The organism is Serratia sp. OLAL2, assembly GCF_002752475.1.
Classification (GTDB): Bacteria; Pseudomonadota; Gammaproteobacteria; order Enterobacterales; family Enterobacteriaceae; genus Serratia; species Serratia bockelmannii.
The window spans coordinates 190,358-206,415 of the sequence record NZ_MSTL01000017.1; the positions used below are offsets into that span (position 1 = coordinate 190,358).

A 16,058-nucleotide genomic window follows, 5' to 3' on the forward strand; every position below is an offset into this window, starting at 1 on the left:
CCTGTAATACATGGCTAAGTTCTTTATAGATCGCCCGATTTTCGCCTGGGTAATCGCCATCATCGTCATGTTGGCGGGGGTGCTTGCAATAATGAAACTGCCAATCGCGCAGTATCCCACTATTGCACCGCCGGCGGTGAGTATTTCCGCCAACTACCCGGGCGCAGATGCCAAAACGGTGCAGGATACCGTCACGCAGATTATCGAACAGAACATGAACGGTATCGATAACCTGATGTACATGTCCTCCACCAGTGATTCCTCTGGTAGCGTCACCATTACCCTGACGTTTGATTCCGGCACCGATCCTGACATCGCGCAGGTTCAGGTTCAGAACAAACTGTCGTTGGCCACCCCGTTGCTGCCGCAAGAAGTTCAGCAACAGGGCCTGAAAGTAGAAAAATCCAGCAGCAGCTTCCTGATGGTGGCCGGCTTCGTTTCCGACGATCCGAACATGACTCAGGACGATATTGCGGACTACGTGGCGTCCAACATCAAGGACCCGATCAGCCGTTCGTCCGGCGTGGGTGAAGTGCAGCTGTTCGGTGCCCAGTACGCGATGCGTATCTGGCTGGATCCGAACAAGCTGAACAACTTCCAACTGACGACCACGGACGTGACCTCCGCCATCACCGAGCAGAACAACCAGATCGCCGCAGGCCAGCTGGGCGGCCTGCCGCCGGTGCCGGGGCAGCAGTTGAACGCCTCGATCATCGCGCAGACCCGTCTGACTTCGCCGGAAGAGTTCGGCAAGATCCTGCTGAAAGTGAATACCGACGGTTCTCAGGTACGCCTGCGCGACGTCGCTCATATCGAGCGCGGCGCGGAAAGCTATGCCGTTACCGCTCGCTACAACGGCAAGCCTGCCGCCGGCCTGGGTATCAAACTGGCGACCGGCGCCAACGCCTTGAACACCGCCAAAGGTGTGAAAGACGAGCTGGCCAAGATGGCGCCATTCTTCCCGCAAGGGATGAAAGTGGTTTATCCGTACGACACCACCCCGTTCGTTAAAATCTCCATCAACGAAGTGGTGAAAACGCTGATCGAAGCCATCATCCTGGTCTTCCTGGTGATGTATCTGTTCCTGCAGAACTTCCGCGCGACGCTGATCCCAACCATCGCGGTGCCGGTAGTACTGCTGGGGACCTTTGCGATCCTCGCCGCGTTCGGCTTCTCGATAAACACCCTGACGATGTTCGGCATGGTGTTGGCGATCGGCCTGCTGGTGGATGACGCCATCGTGGTGGTGGAAAACGTCGAGCGCGTCATGTCCGAAGAGGGGCTGCCGCCGAAAGAAGCTACCCGTAAATCGATGGGCCAGATCCAGGGCGCGCTGGTGGGTATCGCCATGGTGCTGTCGGCGGTATTCGTGCCGATGGCGTTCTTCGGCGGTTCAACCGGCGCCATCTATCGCCAGTTCTCGATCACCATCGTGTCCGCGATGGCGCTGTCGGTGCTGGTGGCCTTGATCCTGACGCCGGCGCTGTGCGCCACCCTACTCAAACCGATCCCGAAAGGCGATCACGGGGTTAAAACAGGCTTCTTCGGCTGGTTTAACCGCATGTTCGAGAAGAGCACGCATCACTATACCGACAGCGTGGGCAACATCCTGCGCAGCACCGGCCGCTATCTGATCATCTACCTGTTGATCGTGGTTGGCATGGGCCTGCTGTTCCTGCGCCTGCCTTCCTCGTTCCTGCCGGACGAAGATCAGGGCATTCTGTTGACCATGGTGCAGTTGCCTGCCGGTGCCACCGAGTCCCGTACCAACAAAGTGCTGGAAGAAGTCTCCGACTACTTCCTGAACAAGGAAAAGGACAACGTGGTTTCGGTGTTTACCGTCGCGGGCTTCGGCTTCAACGGTAACGGCCAGAACAACGGCCTGGCATTCGTCAGCCTGAAAGACTGGGGTGAGCGTCCAGGGGCCGGGAACAAGGTCGAGGCGATCGCGGGCCGTGCCATGGGTGCCTTCTCGCAGATTAAAGAAGGCCTGGTGTTCCCGTTCAACCTGCCGGCGATCATCGAACTCGGTACCGCAACCGGCTTCGACTTCGAGTTGATTGACCAGGGTGGCCTGGGGCACGAAAAACTGACCGAAGCGCGTAACCAGCTGTTGGGCATGGTTGCTCAGCATCCGGACGTGCTGGTGGGTGTGCGCCCGAACGGCCTGGAAGATACGCCGCAGTTCAAACTGATCGTCGATCAGGAGAAAGCCAAGGCGCTGGGCGTCAGCATCACTACCATCAACAGCACGCTGAGCACCGCCCTGGGTGGTTCGTACGTCAACGACTTCATCGACCGAGGTCGTGTGAAGAAAGTGTATGTACAGGCCGACGCGCCGTTCCGTATGCTGCCGGAAGACATCAACAAGTGGTACGTGCGCGGTACCAGCGGCCAGATGGTGCCATTCTCCGCCTTCTCTTCGGCGAAGTGGGAATACGGCTCACCGCGTCTGGAACGCTATAACGGCCTGCCGTCGATGGAAATTCTGGGCCAGGCCGCACCGGGCAAGAGTACCGGTGAAGCGATGAACCTGATGGAACAGCTGGCATCCAAACTGCCAAGTGGCATCGGTTACGACTGGACCGGTATGTCCTATCAGGAACGTCTGTCGGGCAACCAGGCGCCGGCGCTGTACGCCATCTCGATTCTGGTGGTGTTCCTGTGTCTGGCAGCGCTGTATGAAAGCTGGTCCGTGCCGTTCTCGGTCATGCTGGTATTGCCGCTGGGGGTTATCGGTGCGTTGCTGGCCGCGACGATGCGCGGCATGAACAACGACGTGTACTTCCAGGTAGGGCTGCTGACCACCATCGGTCTATCGGCGAAGAACGCCATCCTGATCGTTGAGTTCGCCAAGGATCTGATGGAGAAAGAAGGCAAAGGTCTGATCGAAGCGACGTTGGAAGCGGTGCGTATGCGTTTGCGTCCAATCCTCATGACATCTCTGGCCTTCATCCTCGGGGTTCTGCCGCTGGTTATCAGCAGCGGCGCAGGCTCCGGCGCACAGAACGCGGTAGGTACCGGCGTAATGGGCGGGATGATCACCGCCACCGTCTTGGCGATCTTCTTCGTGCCGGTGTTCTTCGTGGTGGTTCGCCGCCGCTTCAGCAAGAAGAACGAAGACCTGGAACACAGCCATCCGGTAGAACACCACTGATCGCTCAGTGAAGGGATCTCTACCCGATAACCGAAAAGGCCGCGCATGCGGCCTTTTTCTTTTGCTTCAGTTGCTTAATGCAAACCGTTCTCATTAATTCACTTTTGTGTGCAATTTGCGCTTGATCGCGATGCCAGGTCGGCGCATAATTACTGTTATAGTATAACATTACACGAGAGAGCCATTATGAAACCCGGCATCCACCCCGATTACCGCACCGTGGTGTTCCACGACGTCAGCGCCAATGCCTACTTCAAAGTGGGATCGACCATCAAAACCGATCGCACCATCGAACTGGACGGCGAAAGCTGGCCGTATGTCACCCTTGACGTCTCTTCTGCTTCGCATCCGTATTACACCGGCAAGCAGAAAGACTATTCCAAAGAAGGCAGCACGGCGCGCTTCCAGCAGCGCTTTGGCCGCTTTATCGGCAATAAGTAACAAGGAAATCCCATGCAGGTATTGAGTTCATTGCGTTCGGCGAAAAACCGCCACCCGGATTGCAAAGTCGTGCGTCGTCGTGGCCGCATCTATGTGATCTGTAAAAGCAATCCGCGATTCAAAGCGGTACAGGGACGTAAGAAAAAGCGTTAACTCCAAAGTGTCATCTGTCGCAAAGCCCAGTTGCTGCTCAACGGGGCTTTTTTTTTTACGGCGAGAAAGTACCTGCAAGCCGTCCCCCGCCGGCAGGCGGGGGCGGAGATTACTTCATGCTGCTCAGCAGCGCGTCGACATTGTGCTTGAACGCCTGCTCATAGGTGGCCGCCGGGCCGCCCGCGCGGGAGAGCGCTTCAGGGTACAGCTCGCCGCCCGCCTTGGCGCCGGTGGCGGCGGCGATCTGTTTCACCAACCGCGGATCGGTCTGATTTTCGATAAAGTAAGCGTTGACCTTTTCCTGTTTGATTTGCTTGATCAGATTGGCCACGTCGCTGGCGCTGGCTTCGGCCTCGGTGGAAAACCCGACCGGGGCAAGGAAGGTGACGCCATACTCTTGCCCAAAGTAGCCAAACGCATCATGGCTGGTCAGCACCTTACGTTTCTGTGGTGGCACTGCGGCGAACTGGGTTTTGGCCCACTGGTCCAGCTTTTGCAGCTGCTGAATGTATCCGGCTCCGCGCTGGCGAAAATAGTTGGCATCCTCGGGATCGGCGGCAATCAGGGCGTTCATCACGTTAGTGGCGTACTGTACGCCGTTTTTCATGCTGTTCCAGGCGTGAGGATCGGTAATCGGTTTGCCGTCCTCTTCCATCTGGCGGGTACTGATCCCCTGTGAAGCGGTGATCACCTGCCCTTTATAACCCGAAGCGCTGACCAAGCGATCGATCCACCCTTCCAGCCCCAGACCGCTGACGAACACCACATCAGCCTGAGCCAGCTTCTTGCCGTCCTGCGGCGAAGGCTCGAAGCTGTGCGGATCGCCATCCGGCCCCACCAGCGTGCTGACCTTGACGTGATCGCCGCCCACCTCTTTGACGATATCACCCAGAATGGAAAAGCTGGCGACGGCGTCGACGGTCTTCGCCATCGCCCATGGGCTGGCCAGCAGAGCAGCAACCGCCAGCGATATAGGTAAACGTTTCATACTTTCTCCTTGCAAATGGCACTTCTCAACGGCGCGCGAAGGCGCAAATACCTCCGCGCGTTCCAAACAGGATCGAGACGAAAAATATGACGCTGGCGCTGAGCACGATCGCCGGGCCGGCAGGCAACGACGCGTAATAGGACCACACCAGCCCAATCACGCTGGACAGCGCGCCGATGCCCATCGCCGTCGCCAGCGTCTGCGGCAGATTGCGCGCCCAGAAGCGCGCGCTGGCGGCGGGCAGCATCATCAGCCCCACCGACATCAGGGTGCCGAGGATCTGGAATCCTGCCACCAGATTGACCACAACCAGCGCCAGAAATAGGCCGTGGATCAGCGCCAACCGGCGCGGGGCGTTGACGCGCAGAAAAGTGACGTCGAAGGATTCGATCACTAACGCGCGGTACAGCGCCGCCAATGCCAGCAGCGAAACCGAGGCGATCGCACCGACCATCAGCATGGCCTGCGCATCCACCGCCAAAATCGAACCGAACAGCACGTGCAGCAGATCCACGCTGGAACCGCGCAGCGAGACCAGCGTGACCCCCAGCGCCAGTGACCCCAGATAGAACCCGGCGAAGCTGGCATCTTCTTTTAACGGCGTGCGGCGGCTCACCAGGCCGGACAGCATCGCCACCGCCAACCCGGCGATAAAACCGCCCACCCCCATCGCCACCAGCGACATGCCGGAGATCAGATAACCGATCGCCGCGCCCGGCAACACCGCGTGGGACAATGCGTCCCCGACCAGGCTCATGCGGCGCAGCAGCAGAAACACGCCCAGCGGGGCGGCGCTGAGCGACAACGCCAGGCACGCCATGAGCGCGCGGCGCATAAAACCGAAAGAGAGGAAAGGATCGATAAGCCCATGCAACAACATCATGGCGCCACCGCCCGCAGATCCGGCTGCCGTTCGGCGGCGTGATACCTCGGCACCTGTTCCAGCACCCGCTTGGCCGCGCCCCAGTGGCAAGCCTGCGGCGTCAGCAACAGTACCTGTGAAAAATGCTCGGCGACCATCGACATATCGTGCAGCACGGCGATCACCGTTTTCCCCTGCCGGTGCAGTTGCGCAATCACCTGCAGCAAAATTTGCGTGGTGGCGCTGTCGATACCGGTGAAAGGTTCATCCAGCAAAATCAGCGGCGCCTGTTGGACCAGCAGGCGCGCAAACAACACCCTCTGCAGCTGGCCGCCAGACAGTTCACCCACCGGAGTGTGCGCCAGCGCGCTCATGCCAACGCTCGCCAACGCCTCATTGACCTGGCTCGCCGCACGCTTGTTCATGCCGCCGAACATGCCACTTTGCGGCCAACAGCCCATCGCCACCAGATCGCTTACCGCAATCGGGAATTGCCGATCCAGCTCCGCCTGTTGCGGTAGATAAGCTCTGCGCGGCGGCTTTCCGCCGATAAAACTCAGGCTGCCGCCCAGCGGCGGCAACAATCCGGCGAAGGTTTTCAGCAGCGTCGACTTACCTGCCCCGTTGACGCCCACCACCGCGGTGAGCGATCCGGCGGTAAACTGCCCGCTCAGCGGCGGGAAAAGCGGCGTGGCGCCATAGCCTATCGCCAGCTGACGCAAGGTAATCATGGCAGCGACACCGCCCAGAAGATGCCGAGCCACAGCAGGGCCAGCAGCATAACGGCACCTGCGCAACGCGCGGCAGCAGAGGTGGTGAACAACGAATTCAGTGACGGCGTGGCGTCATGTTGCGAAGTGGGAGTCAATGTCGTAGCCAAAAATGATGGGTTTGTAGTTATAATATAACATCACATACACTGTCGCATCTCAAGCTATGGCGCGACAATAATGCAACGGAACGTAACAATCTCTCGCGCAGCGGCACTTTCCCCCCAAGCCTCCTTATCAAATCCAGGGATATTCCCATTCGGTTGAAATGTTGGCGTAAGGTAAAGAACAGCGGTAAATCGAAAAATTTACCGACGAGGGAGGAAAAGGAGTAAGATAAGCAGATAACATTGCTGTTGGCCGAGATTAATGCTTGTTACCCTTGCCTGTAACCTGGATGTCAACGCACTTTCTGTTAACAAATTAAAGAAAGTGATTAATGGCAATATAGCGGAGTTAGTGCCGGCGCTGACCAGCGGACTCAGTTTTTATTCTGAAAGCGCACGCTATGCCGAAGATTCATTAGAAATACTTGATATAGTGCAACAGGGTGGTAGCGATTATTCAATGAGTTATCGTTATAAGTGGGGCATTTTTAATGCCTGCCTGGATATCAACAGCGAAGACACTCTCAGCGATAGCGTCCGGTTCCGTGTGACAGAACGGGGTTTAATCTTCGACATCATTGATAACTCACGTCCATCAACAGCGGATGAATTGTAAGTTTACGTAATAACTACAGGCCAAACGCGAAAAAATGATTTATATTCACTTTACGGGAAGTTTATTTAAAGACCGTTAAGCTGCCTCCGTCCATGATGTAAATCAGCTTACTCACATAGTGTTATCACACCGCAATTAAGACTTACGGAGGGGATGATATGGATGAGTATTCGCCTAAGCGACACGACATTGCTCAGCTCAAATTCTTGTGCGAAAATTTGTATGATGAAGGTATCGCTACCCTGGGAGACAGTCATCATGGGTGGGTCAACGATCCGACGTCCTCCGTCAACCTGCAGCTTAATGAGTTGATCGAACATATCGCTTCGTTTGTGATGAGCTATAAAATTAAATACATGGACGAATCTGACCTGTCGGAGTTAGTCGAAGAATATCTCGATGATACCTATACGCTGTTCAGCAGTTACGGTATCAATGATTCCGACCTGCGCCGCTGGCAAAAAACCAAGGCGAGATTATTCAGAATGTTCTCAGGAGAGGACATCTGTACGACAATGAAAACTTAAGGGATAATTATTCCCGAGCTATTTTTACGGTTATTAAACTAAAGGCCACCATGACTAAAACCGACTATCTGATGCGTTTACGTAAATGCACCACGATTGATACTCTCGAACGTGTTATTGAGAAAAATAAGTACGAGCTTTCCGATGATGAACTGGAGCTGTTTTACTCAGCGGCCGATCACCGTCTGGCAGAGCTCACCATGAACAAACTGTATGACAAAATCCCCACCTCCGTTTGGAAATATGTCAGATAATCAGACCCCCAACGCGTTGAGCCGATGCTTTTATCGGCTTCAATGTTCAAGCTGAATACGTACTTTTCCTATTGACAGTAAAACTTCATTTGCACTCCCCCTTTCAATAATAATATTGCCTGGAAACCATTTTCTTTTTAAATCGAGACAGGTTACGCCATCGCCCCCTCATTATGCTTGCATCCAGAACCGCTAATTCATTATCCAAAAGAATTGAGGGCGGGAAGAAAAGAAATGCCTTGTCGCTCTGCCTGATGACAGAAAGGGATAATCGATGAGTAGAAGAGAGACGGCAAAAGTGCGGATTGGCGAAGGCCAAATGGGTGGGGACCCTGCCAGCTACATCCCGGCACACACGTCACCTGCTGCGGCTGCTTCCTTCCGGACCTGACCGAGTTCACAAGTTAGTGTTGCGGGAGAACCAACAGGGCCCCCATTGACGGCTTCTGTACTCTGAAGCGGTGGGCATTATCGGCGATGCCCCGCCAAATAGCAAGCCAACCGGGGCTAACCGCTGTTTTCTTACCCACCTGCACTGTGGCACACTCTTCGCCTGGGTTTTGACTCGCGCAGGAACAGCAATATGCAACCAGAAGATGCCTCTTTCAGCCAGCGGGTATTCCACATCGTGGCCGCCATTCCTTACGGCAAAGTCACCACCTACGGCGAAGTCGCCCGGCTGGCCGGTTCACCGCGCGCCGCGCGCCAGGTTGGCGGCGTGCTGCGGCGTTTGCCGGAAGGCAGCGCGCTGCCCTGGCACCGGGTGATCAACCGGCACGGACAGATCTCGCAGCAGGGGGAGGATTTTCAACGGCAACGGCAGGCACTGCTGGCGGAAGGGATTATTTTCGGCCCGCACAGCACGGTCGATTTCGAGCGCTACGGCTGGCGCTGGTAAAACAAAACAGCCTTTGGCCGAAGCGCAAAGGCTGTTGATTTCATCTTGCTGTACCGCAGGAAATTTACTGCATGGCGGTTGGCGCAGCCTGAATCGGCACACCCTGAACCGGAACCAGCAGCAGATCGGCGCGGGTACCGTTGCGGTTAACCACTTCCTGGATAGTGTCGGTAATAAACATCAGTCGCCCGTTGACCGTCACCGCCGCGCTCAGAATGATACGCGCATTCGGTTGGATGTCTGACGGATTGTACGGTAGCGTAAAGTTGAATGGCGCCTGTTGCCCTTCAGTACGTATCGCGCGCTGTGCAATCACTTTGGACGGTGCATCCGCCAGCGAGGCGTCAGAGAGGGTGACCGTCAGTACGGCGTCCGGCGGCAGCGCAATACGCTGACGTATATTAACCGAACCTGTCACCGCCGGGCCTTGAATCTGCGTTTGCGCAGCCGCCGGATTACCGGCCGCCTGTGTAGGCACATCAGCACTCTTTTGCGCGCATCCTGCCAGCGTGATCGTCAGTGCCGCGGCACCGCCTACGATTTGCCAGAGTTTCATGGATCGGTCTCCTTTTTTATTATCAACATGTTGGTGGCTTTCACCACCGCACTTATTAAACCTAGCACAAAACACTGATAAATCCACTTTACCCCGCCTATTAATCACTTAAACAGCCCAAGGTGCCCACGATTAAGAGCATTCTCATCGGCCCTGTAATGCAAAATGTTGACGCCACGCCGTGATATTCCGCACACTGCGCAAAATGATTATTAGAAAGGTAACAATTTTATGAGCCAGGCATTGCAAAACCTCCTTGATCTGCTGGATCTGGAGAAAATCGAAGAAGGACTGTTCCGCGGCCAAAGCGAAGATCTGGGGCTGCGCCAGGTGTTCGGTGGACAGGTTGTCGGCCAAGCGCTCTACGCCGCCAAGCAGACGGTGCCGGACGAGCGCAGCGTGCACTCGTTCCACAGCTACTTCCTGCGCCCGGGCGACAGCAGCAAACCCATCGTTTACGACGTAGAAACCCTGCGCGACGGCAACAGCTTCAGCGCCCGTCGCGTCAGCGCTATTCAGCACGGCAAACCTATTTTCTATATGACCGCCTCTTTCCAAAGCCCGGAAACCGGTTTCGAGCACCAGAACCTGATGCCGGACGTGCCGCCTCCAGAAGGGCTGCTGTCCGAGTCAGAGATCGCCCAGAAGCTGGCGCATATGCTGCCGGAAAAAGTGCGCGAAAAATTTATCGGCCAGAAGCCGATCGAAATGCGCCCGGTGAAATTCCACAATCCGTTGAAAGGCAGCGTGGAAGAACCGCATCGCTACGTGTGGTTCCGTGCCAACGGCAGCATGCCGGACGATCAGCGCATCCACCAATATCTGCTGGGCTACGCGTCGGACTTTAACCTCCTGCCGACGGCGCTGCAGCCACACGGCGTCGGCTTCCTCGAGCCGGGCATGCAGGTGGCCACCATTGACCACTCAATGTGGTTCCACCGTCCGTTCCGTATGGATGACTGGTTGCTGTACGCGGTGGAGAGCTCCTCCGCCTCCGGCGCACGGGGCTTTGTGCGCGGCCAGATCTACACTCGCGACGGTGTACTGGTCGCCACCACCGTGCAGGAAGGGGTGATTCGCCAGCGCGACGCCTAATCCGCAATATAAAGTAAGGGGCGATGTTTCCATCGCCCCTTTTTGCTTCATCATTATTTTAGTCTTTCGCGCACTGCCCTGCTTCGAGTCTTATTGGTTGTAGGCGCTCTCGCCGTGGCTGTTGACATCCAGCCCTTCGCGCTCCTGCTCTTCCGGCACTCTCAGCCCCACCATCGCGCCCGCAATCTTGAAGGCGATAAAGGCGGCGATGCTTGACCACACCAGCGTAATCACGACGCTCAGCAGCTGGATCCACACCTGATGCCCCATCGTCACCCCTTCGGCATAGCCGGTGCCGCCGAGGGAAGAAGCGGTGAACACGCCGGTCAGCAGACAGCCGACGATGCCGCACACCCCGTGCACGCCGAACACGTCGCAGGTGTCGTCCACTTTCAGCCATTTCTTCAACGTCACGACGCCCCACAGGCCGGCGACACCGCCCACCAGGCCGATGATCAACGCGCCGCCCACGCCGACGGTGCCCGCCGCCGGCGTCACCGCAACCAGCCCGGCGATCATGCCGGAGCAGGCGCCCAGCAGCGAAGGCTTGCCGCGCAGCACCCACTCTGCGAAGGTCCAGGAGAGAATGGCGCCCGCGGTAGCCACCACCGTGTTGAGGAATGCCAGGGCCGCGATGCCGTTGGCCGCGCTGGCGGAACCGGCGTTGAAACCGAACCAGCCGATATACAGGATGGACGCCCCGGTAAACACCATCGGCAGGTTGTGCGGTTTGAACGCCTCTTTACCGAAGCCGGCGCGTTTGCCGAGCAGATAGGCGCCGATCAGCCCCGCGCTGGCGGCGTTGATGTGTACCACGGTGCCGCCGGCGAAGTCCAGCGCGCCGTCGGTGGCCAGATAGCCACCGCCCCACACCATGTGCGCGATCGGCAGGTAAGACAGGGTGAACCACAGGATCGCGAAGATCAGCACCGCCGAGAAGCGAATGCGTTCGGCGAAGCCCCCCACCACCAGCGCCACAGTAATGCAGGCGAAGGAGGCTTGGAAAGCGACGTGGATCATCTGGCTGATGCTGCCAGTGACGCTGTCGATGCCGATGCCTTTCAGCATCGCCGTCTCGAATCCGCCGAACACCGCATTGCCTTCGCTGAACGCCAGGCTGTAGCCATACAGCACCCACAGCACGCAGACCAGCGCGAAGGTGACGGTGACCTGCGTCAGCATCGACAGCACGTTTTTGCCGCGCAGCAGGCCGCCGTAAAACAGCGCGATGCCCGGCAGCGTCATGAACAGCACCAACGCGGTGCAGATCATCATAAAGGCGTTGTCGGCCTTATCGGCGACCGCCGGGGCGGCCAGGGCCAAAGAAGGAACCAGGGTTACCGAACTCAGGCCCAACATGGATAACAGTCTTTTCATTATCAATCCATCCCCATTGCTTAACTGAGTTCGTGGTTACAGTGCCGATTCGTCGGTTTCGCCGGTGCGAATGCGGATCACGCGTTGCAATTCGGCAACGAAAATTTTGCCGTCGCCGATTTTGCCGGTATAGGCGGCTTTGCTAATCACATCAACCACTTCATCCAACTGATCGTCGGCGATAGCGATATCGATTTTGACCTTGGGCAGGAAGTTGACGTTATATTCGGCGCCGCGATACAGCTCGGCATGCCCCTTCTGGCGGCCAAAGCCCTTCACTTCGGTTACGGTCAACCCCTGAATGCCCACGGAGGACAGAGCCTCGCGCACATCCTCCAGCTTGAACGGTTTGATTACCACGGTCACCAGCTTCATATTGCCCCTCCACGAATTAAGCCCAAACTCACCCCTGGTACGCGTCATATGTAGCAAGGGCTGTGCCAAATTTAATTTTGCATGACGATTCAGCGGATTAGCGCACACGCGGGCGCCGCCGCGACGCAGCGCAGCGCCGATACCTTGAATGGGTTAAATAATGCGCACTAATTTGGTGCGCATCGCGTCGAAAAAGTGCAGAAAGGGGGCGTAGCTTGGGCGAGTTGCCTGCTTGTGGTGCGTTGGGAAAAATAAGGGCCGCGAATGCGGCCCGTGGGATCAGACGAGTTGGCTCTCCTCGCGCACCGCTTCCGCCAACTGCTCGCCCGCCAGCTGCAGTTGATACATCTGGTAGTAGCGCCCCTGCTGCGCCAGCAGCTGTTGATGGTTGCCCTGCTCCACCGCGTGGCCACGATGCAGCACCAGAATGGAATCGGCATCGACGATGGTTGAGAGGCGGTGGGCGATCACCACCAGCGTGGTGTGCTCGCGGATCGCACGCAGCGCCCGCTGGATAGCCTGCTCGGTGCCCGAATCGATGTTGGCGGTCGCCTCGTCGAGAATCAGGATCTGCGGCGCCTGCACCAAGACCCGCGCCATCGCCAGCAGCTGTTTCTGCCCGACCGACAGGTTATTGCCCTGCTCCCCCAGGCGGGTGTGGATACCCTGCGGGAAGCCGCGCACCAGACTCGCCAGCTGCACCGTTTCCAGCGCCCGCCAAACGGCGTCTTCCTCGATGTTACGCCCCAACGTGACGTTGGCCAGTACCGAATCGGCGATCACCACCGGATCCTGCTGCACCATCGCTACGCCCTGACGCAGCGTGCGGTGCGACAGGCTGGATATCGGGCGTCCATCGAGACGCACTTCCCCCTCGCTGACCGGGTAATAGCCCATCAGCAAGTTGGCCAAGGTGCTCTTGCCGCTGCCGGTATGCCCGACCAGCGCCACGAAGCCGCGTGAGGGCACCGCCAGCGAAATATGCTGCAGCACCTTTTTGTCCGCACGGTAAGCGAAGCTCAGATCGGTGATGTCGATGCGGCCACCGGCCAGAGGACGATCGTCGGCACCGTAACTCTGCTGGCTGCGATCCATCAGCTCGAAAATGCGTTCGCCGGCCACCACCGCCTGCTGCAGGATCGACTGCTGTGACGTCAGCTCGATCAGCGGTTCATTCAGGCGCCCCAGGTAGTTGATGAAGGCGTAGAGGACGCCGACGCCAATCACGCCCTCGCCGCTGAAGCCGAACAGCATCAACAGGCCGCACAGCACCAGCGCTGAAAACAGGCTGAGCAGCGGCCGCAGCAGAAAACCGTCGAGCCGCAGGGTCTGCATGCGCGCAAGATAATGCGACTGGCTGGCGGCGCTCATGCGCTCGCCGAAGCGCACCTGCTGGCGGAACTGCTGAATCACGCCCATGCCGTTGATCACTTCGTTGAAACCGTCGTTGATGTCCGCCAGATAACTGCGCACCCGGCGCACAATCGGCGTGCTGTAGTATTGATAGATGCCCATCACCACGAACACCGCCGGGAAGATGCAGATAGCCACCAGCGCCATGCGCCAGTCGAGGCTGAACATCGCCACCAGCATGGCGCCGATCAGCGCGGCGCTTTTCAGCACCGTGGAGACCACCATCACGTACAGATCCTTGATCACTTCGGTGTCGTTGGTAACGCGCGAGATCAATTGCCCGACCGGTTGTGTGTCAAAGGCGCTGAGCGGTTGGCGCAGCGCGGCGTCCATCACGTCGGTACGCAACCGCTGCACCACGCCCACCGCCGCCTGGTTGAACAACAGCGCCTGGAAGTAGTGCAGCGCCGCCGCCAGCAACTCCAGCAGAATGTAGGCCGCCGCCAGCCCGCCGACGATCGTCAGCGGCAGTTGCCCTTTGGCGACGTAATTATCGATAAAATAGCTGACCAGGATCGGCCCGGCGACTTCCGCCGCCGCCGCTATCCACAGCATCAGCACCGCCAGCCCCAGCGGTTTGCGGTACGGCGAGCCGTAGGCCAGCAGCCGCTTCAGCGTCGGCCACAGCTTTTGCACTTTATTCATTGGCCAACGCCTCCTCGCCGTTTTCCGGCGCTTCGTCCAGCGCCGCTTCCAGCTGCTGATAACGGTACATATCGCGATACCAGCCCGGCTGCGCCGCCAGCGCCGCCGGATCGCCGCGCTGTGCAACGCCACCGTGCTGCATCACCAGGATTTCGCTGGCTTCGGTCAATGCCGACAGCCGGTGCGCGCTGATGATCACCGTGCGATCTTGCCCCCAGCTGCGCAGGTTGTGCAGGATTTGGTGTTCGGTACGGCCGTCCACCGCCGACAGCGCGTCATCGAGGATCAAGATCTCTGCATCCAGCAGCAGCGCACGCGCAATGGAGATGCGCTGTTTCTGCCCGCCCGACAACATCACGCCGCGTTCGCCCACCTCGGTGTCATAGCCCTGCGGCAACCGCAAAATGTCCTCATGGACGCTGGCCAGCCGCGCTGCCTGTTCGATCTGCGCCTGCGTCGCGCCCGGATGGCCCAGCGCGATGTTGTTCGCCACGGTATCGGAGAACAGGAACGGCGTTTGGCTCACCACCGACAGTCGCGAACGCCAGTCGTCGAGTTTGACCTGCGGCAACGGCAGGCCGTGATAGCGGATCTGCCCTTGGTCGACGTCGAACTGACGCTGGATCAGCGACAACAGCGTCGATTTACCGGCCCCGGTCGGCCCGCACAGCCCCAGCATTTGCCCTGGTTTCAGCGTCACCGCCACATCGTGCAGCGCCGGATGTGGGTTTTCCGGGTAGTGGAACGCGCGGATATCCACGTCCAGCACGCCGCGCCCGGCCGGCAGCGCCTGTGGGCCATCCTGCACCGCCGGCGCCTCATCAAGCAGGCTGCGGATGCGGCTGTAGGCCGCGCTGCCGCGTTCGACGATGTTGAACATCCAGGCCAGTGCCAGCATCGGCCAGATCATCAGGCCGAGATACATCACAAAGCTGGTCAGTTGCCCGAGCGTCAGCGAACCGTTCACCACCATCCAACTGCCGCCGCCAATGGCCAGCAGGTTAGACGCACCGATGGCGATATAAATGGTCGGATCGAAGCGCGCATCCACCCGCGCCACGTGCATGTTCTTGGCCCCGGTCTGCGCCGCCACCTCGGCGAAGCGGTTGGATTGGTGATCTTCCAGCCCGAAGGCCTTGATCATGCGGATGCTGGTCATGCTTTCCTGCGCCTGATCGTTCAGGCTGGAAAACGCCGCCTGCGCCGATTTAAAACGCTGGTGCAGCTGGTCGCCGTAATATTTGATGGCGATCGCCATCAGCGGCATCGGGATTAACGCCAGCACCGTCAGCTGCCAGCTGATTTGGGTGCTCATCACCACCAGCACCACCAACCCCATCACCAGCGAATCCACCAGCGTCAGCACGCCTTCACCGGCGGCGAACACCACGCGGTCCACGTCGTTGGTGGCGCGCGCCATCAGATCGCCGGTGCGGTGGCGCAGGTAGAACGCCGGGTTTTGCCGGCTGAGCTGGCGGTAAAAGTTTTCGCGCAGCTCGACCGCCAACTGGTAGGACGCGCCGAACAGCAACACCCGCCACACATAGCGCAGCAGGTAAACGACGATCGCGGTACCGATCATCAACCCGAGCCAGGCCATCAGCACGCCGGTGGACATCTGTTTTTCGGTGACGCCGTCCACGATGATGCCGACCAGCTTAGGCGGCAGCAGTTGCAGGATGGCGATGACGATCAGCAGCACCACCGCCCCGAGGTAGCGGCGCCACTCCCGGCGGAAGTACCAGCCGATTTGAGCAAATAATCTCACGCAGTTTGATTCCAGGGTTTTATGGGATTTGTCTCTTTTTCTGCTTCAGCAGAGCA

Annotated in this window: 16 protein-coding genes and 1 other RNA gene; 8 read left to right on the plus strand and 9 right to left on the minus strand. The window is 58.4% G+C overall.

Features of this window, described 5'->3' with window-relative positions; all coding sequences use genetic code 11:
- The first annotated feature begins 10 nt into the window (after positions 1-10).
- From sdeY to ykgO, 3 genes are all read left to right on the plus strand, one after another.
- Entirely contained in the window at positions 11-3,157 is a 3,147-nt protein-coding gene (gene sdeY, locus BVU99_RS12535; RefSeq protein ID WP_025301783.1) for a multidrug efflux RND transporter permease subunit SdeY, read from the plus strand.
- Between the two features lie 186 nt (positions 3,158-3,343).
- On the plus strand, positions 3,344-3,598 hold the full coding sequence (locus tag BVU99_RS12540) for a type B 50S ribosomal protein L31 (protein WP_004940303.1): 255 nt from the start codon (positions 3,344-3,346) through the stop codon (positions 3,596-3,598).
- A gap of 12 nt (positions 3,599-3,610) precedes the next feature.
- Positions 3,611-3,751 carry a type B 50S ribosomal protein L36 gene (ykgO, locus tag BVU99_RS12545; RefSeq protein WP_004940304.1) on the plus strand — a complete coding sequence of 47 codons (141 nt, stop codon included), beginning with the start codon at positions 3,611-3,613 and terminating at the stop codon, positions 3,749-3,751.
- Between the two features lie 109 nt (positions 3,752-3,860).
- On the opposite strand, the gene BVU99_RS12550 is transcribed toward ykgO, so the two are convergent.
- Genes BVU99_RS12550 through BVU99_RS12560 form a run of 3 tightly spaced genes read right to left on the minus strand, consistent with a single transcriptional unit; the run spans position 3,861 to position 6,332 of the window.
- A complete protein-coding gene (locus BVU99_RS12550) occupies positions 3,861-4,739 on the minus strand; it encodes a metal ABC transporter substrate-binding protein (protein ID WP_049209312.1) in 879 nt (292 codons plus the stop codon).
- Positions 4,740-4,764: 25 nt separating this feature from the next.
- The gene (locus BVU99_RS12555) at positions 4,765-5,622 is read right to left on the minus strand and encodes a metal ABC transporter permease (protein WP_043135664.1); all 858 of its coding nucleotides are present in this window, start codon (positions 5,620-5,622) and stop codon (positions 4,765-4,767) included.
- Entirely contained in the window at positions 5,619-6,332 is a 714-nt protein-coding gene (locus BVU99_RS12560; RefSeq protein ID WP_043135662.1) for an ABC transporter ATP-binding protein, read from the minus strand. Before BVU99_RS12560 ends, BVU99_RS12555 begins: the two co-directional genes overlap by 4 nt.
- Before the next feature lie 408 nt (positions 6,333-6,740).
- On the opposite strand from BVU99_RS12560, the gene BVU99_RS12570 reads away from it, so the two are divergent.
- The 3 genes from BVU99_RS12570 to BVU99_RS12580 all read left to right on the plus strand — a co-directional run bounded on the left by BVU99_RS12570 (position 6,741) and on the right by BVU99_RS12580 (position 7,875).
- On the plus strand, positions 6,741-7,094 hold the full coding sequence (locus BVU99_RS12570) for a hypothetical protein (RefSeq protein WP_099817496.1): 354 nt from the start codon (positions 6,741-6,743) through the stop codon (positions 7,092-7,094).
- Between the two features lie 158 nt (positions 7,095-7,252).
- Positions 7,253-7,621 carry an Hha toxicity modulator TomB gene (tomB, locus tag BVU99_RS12575; RefSeq protein ID WP_004940312.1) on the plus strand — a complete coding sequence of 123 codons (369 nt, stop codon included), beginning with the start codon at positions 7,253-7,255 and terminating at the stop codon, positions 7,619-7,621.
- A gap of 50 nt (positions 7,622-7,671) precedes the next feature.
- Positions 7,672-7,875 carry an HHA domain-containing protein gene (locus tag BVU99_RS12580; protein WP_004940313.1) on the plus strand — a complete coding sequence of 68 codons (204 nt, stop codon included), beginning with the start codon at positions 7,672-7,674 and terminating at the stop codon, positions 7,873-7,875.
- A gap of 330 nt (positions 7,876-8,205) precedes the next feature.
- On the opposite strand, the gene ffs is transcribed toward BVU99_RS12580, so the two are convergent.
- An RNA gene (gene ffs / locus BVU99_RS12585) (signal recognition particle sRNA small type) lies at positions 8,206-8,302 on the minus strand.
- Positions 8,303-8,458: 156 nt separating this feature from the next.
- Between ffs and BVU99_RS12590 the strand changes: the two genes are divergently transcribed.
- Positions 8,459-8,773, plus strand: coding sequence for an MGMT family protein (locus BVU99_RS12590; protein WP_025301778.1), 315 nt, complete (start codon positions 8,459-8,461; stop codon positions 8,771-8,773).
- Positions 8,774-8,837: 64 nt separating this feature from the next.
- On the opposite strand, the gene BVU99_RS12595 is transcribed toward BVU99_RS12590, so the two are convergent.
- Entirely contained in the window at positions 8,838-9,329 is a 492-nt protein-coding gene (locus BVU99_RS12595; RefSeq protein ID WP_025301777.1) for a YbaY family lipoprotein, read from the minus strand.
- A 231-nt stretch (positions 9,330-9,560) separates the two neighbouring features.
- Here BVU99_RS12595 and tesB point away from each other — a divergent pair, with 231 nt between their 5' ends.
- Complete coding sequence (tesB, locus tag BVU99_RS12600; protein WP_099817495.1) at positions 9,561-10,424, plus strand: acyl-CoA thioesterase II; 864 nt, start codon at positions 9,561-9,563, stop codon at positions 10,422-10,424.
- A 90-nt stretch (positions 10,425-10,514) separates the two neighbouring features.
- On the opposite strand, the gene amtB is transcribed toward tesB, so the two are convergent.
- From amtB to smdA, 4 genes are all read right to left on the minus strand, one after another.
- Positions 10,515-11,801, minus strand: a complete 1,287-nt coding sequence (gene amtB, locus BVU99_RS12605; protein WP_144334749.1) for an ammonium transporter AmtB — start codon at positions 11,799-11,801, stop codon at positions 10,515-10,517.
- Between the two features lie 36 nt (positions 11,802-11,837).
- Complete coding sequence (gene glnK, locus BVU99_RS12610; protein WP_004940327.1) at positions 11,838-12,176, minus strand: P-II family nitrogen regulator; 339 nt, start codon at positions 12,174-12,176, stop codon at positions 11,838-11,840.
- Positions 12,177-12,455: 279 nt separating this feature from the next.
- A complete protein-coding gene (gene smdB / locus BVU99_RS12615; protein ID WP_099817493.1) occupies positions 12,456-14,234 on the minus strand; it encodes a multidrug efflux ABC transporter permease/ATP-binding subunit SmdB in 1,779 nt (592 codons plus the stop codon).
- Positions 14,227-16,002, minus strand: coding sequence for a multidrug efflux ABC transporter permease/ATP-binding subunit SmdA (smdA, locus tag BVU99_RS12620; protein WP_043135657.1), 1,776 nt, complete (start codon positions 16,000-16,002; stop codon positions 14,227-14,229). Before smdA ends, smdB begins: the two co-directional genes overlap by 8 nt.
- Positions 16,003-16,058 lie beyond the last annotated feature (56 nt).

Coding starts and splice junctions, on each gene's coding strand:
- sdeY (WP_025301783.1), top strand. CDS start 11: ATGGCTAAGTTCTTTATAGATCGCCCGATTTTCGCCTGGGTAATCGCC.
- BVU99_RS12540 (WP_004940303.1), top strand. CDS start 3,344: ATGAAACCCGGCATCCACCCCGATTACCGCACCGTGGTGTTCCACGAC.
- ykgO (WP_004940304.1), top strand. CDS start 3,611: ATGCAGGTATTGAGTTCATTGCGTTCGGCGAAAAACCGCCACCCGGAT.
- BVU99_RS12550 (WP_049209312.1), bottom strand. CDS start 4,739: ATGAAACGTTTACCTATATCGCTGGCGGTTGCTGCTCTGCTGGCCAGC.
- BVU99_RS12555 (WP_043135664.1), bottom strand. CDS start 5,622: ATGATGTTGTTGCATGGGCTTATCGATCCTTTCCTCTCTTTCGGTTTT.
- BVU99_RS12560 (WP_043135662.1), bottom strand. CDS start 6,332: ATGATTACCTTGCGTCAGCTGGCGATAGGCTATGGCGCCACGCCGCTT.
- BVU99_RS12570 (WP_099817496.1), top strand. CDS start 6,741: ATGCTTGTTACCCTTGCCTGTAACCTGGATGTCAACGCACTTTCTGTT.
- tomB (WP_004940312.1), top strand. CDS start 7,253: ATGGATGAGTATTCGCCTAAGCGACACGACATTGCTCAGCTCAAATTC.
- BVU99_RS12580 (WP_004940313.1), top strand. CDS start 7,672: ATGACTAAAACCGACTATCTGATGCGTTTACGTAAATGCACCACGATT.
- BVU99_RS12590 (WP_025301778.1), top strand. CDS start 8,459: ATGCAACCAGAAGATGCCTCTTTCAGCCAGCGGGTATTCCACATCGTG.
- BVU99_RS12595 (WP_025301777.1), bottom strand. CDS start 9,329: ATGAAACTCTGGCAAATCGTAGGCGGTGCCGCGGCACTGACGATCACG.
- tesB (WP_099817495.1), top strand. CDS start 9,561: ATGAGCCAGGCATTGCAAAACCTCCTTGATCTGCTGGATCTGGAGAAA.
- amtB (WP_144334749.1), bottom strand. CDS start 11,801: ATGAAAAGACTGTTATCCATGTTGGGCCTGAGTTCGGTAACCCTGGTT.
- glnK (WP_004940327.1), bottom strand. CDS start 12,176: ATGAAGCTGGTGACCGTGGTAATCAAACCGTTCAAGCTGGAGGATGTG.
- smdB (WP_099817493.1), bottom strand. CDS start 14,234: ATGAATAAAGTGCAAAAGCTGTGGCCGACGCTGAAGCGGCTGCTGGCC.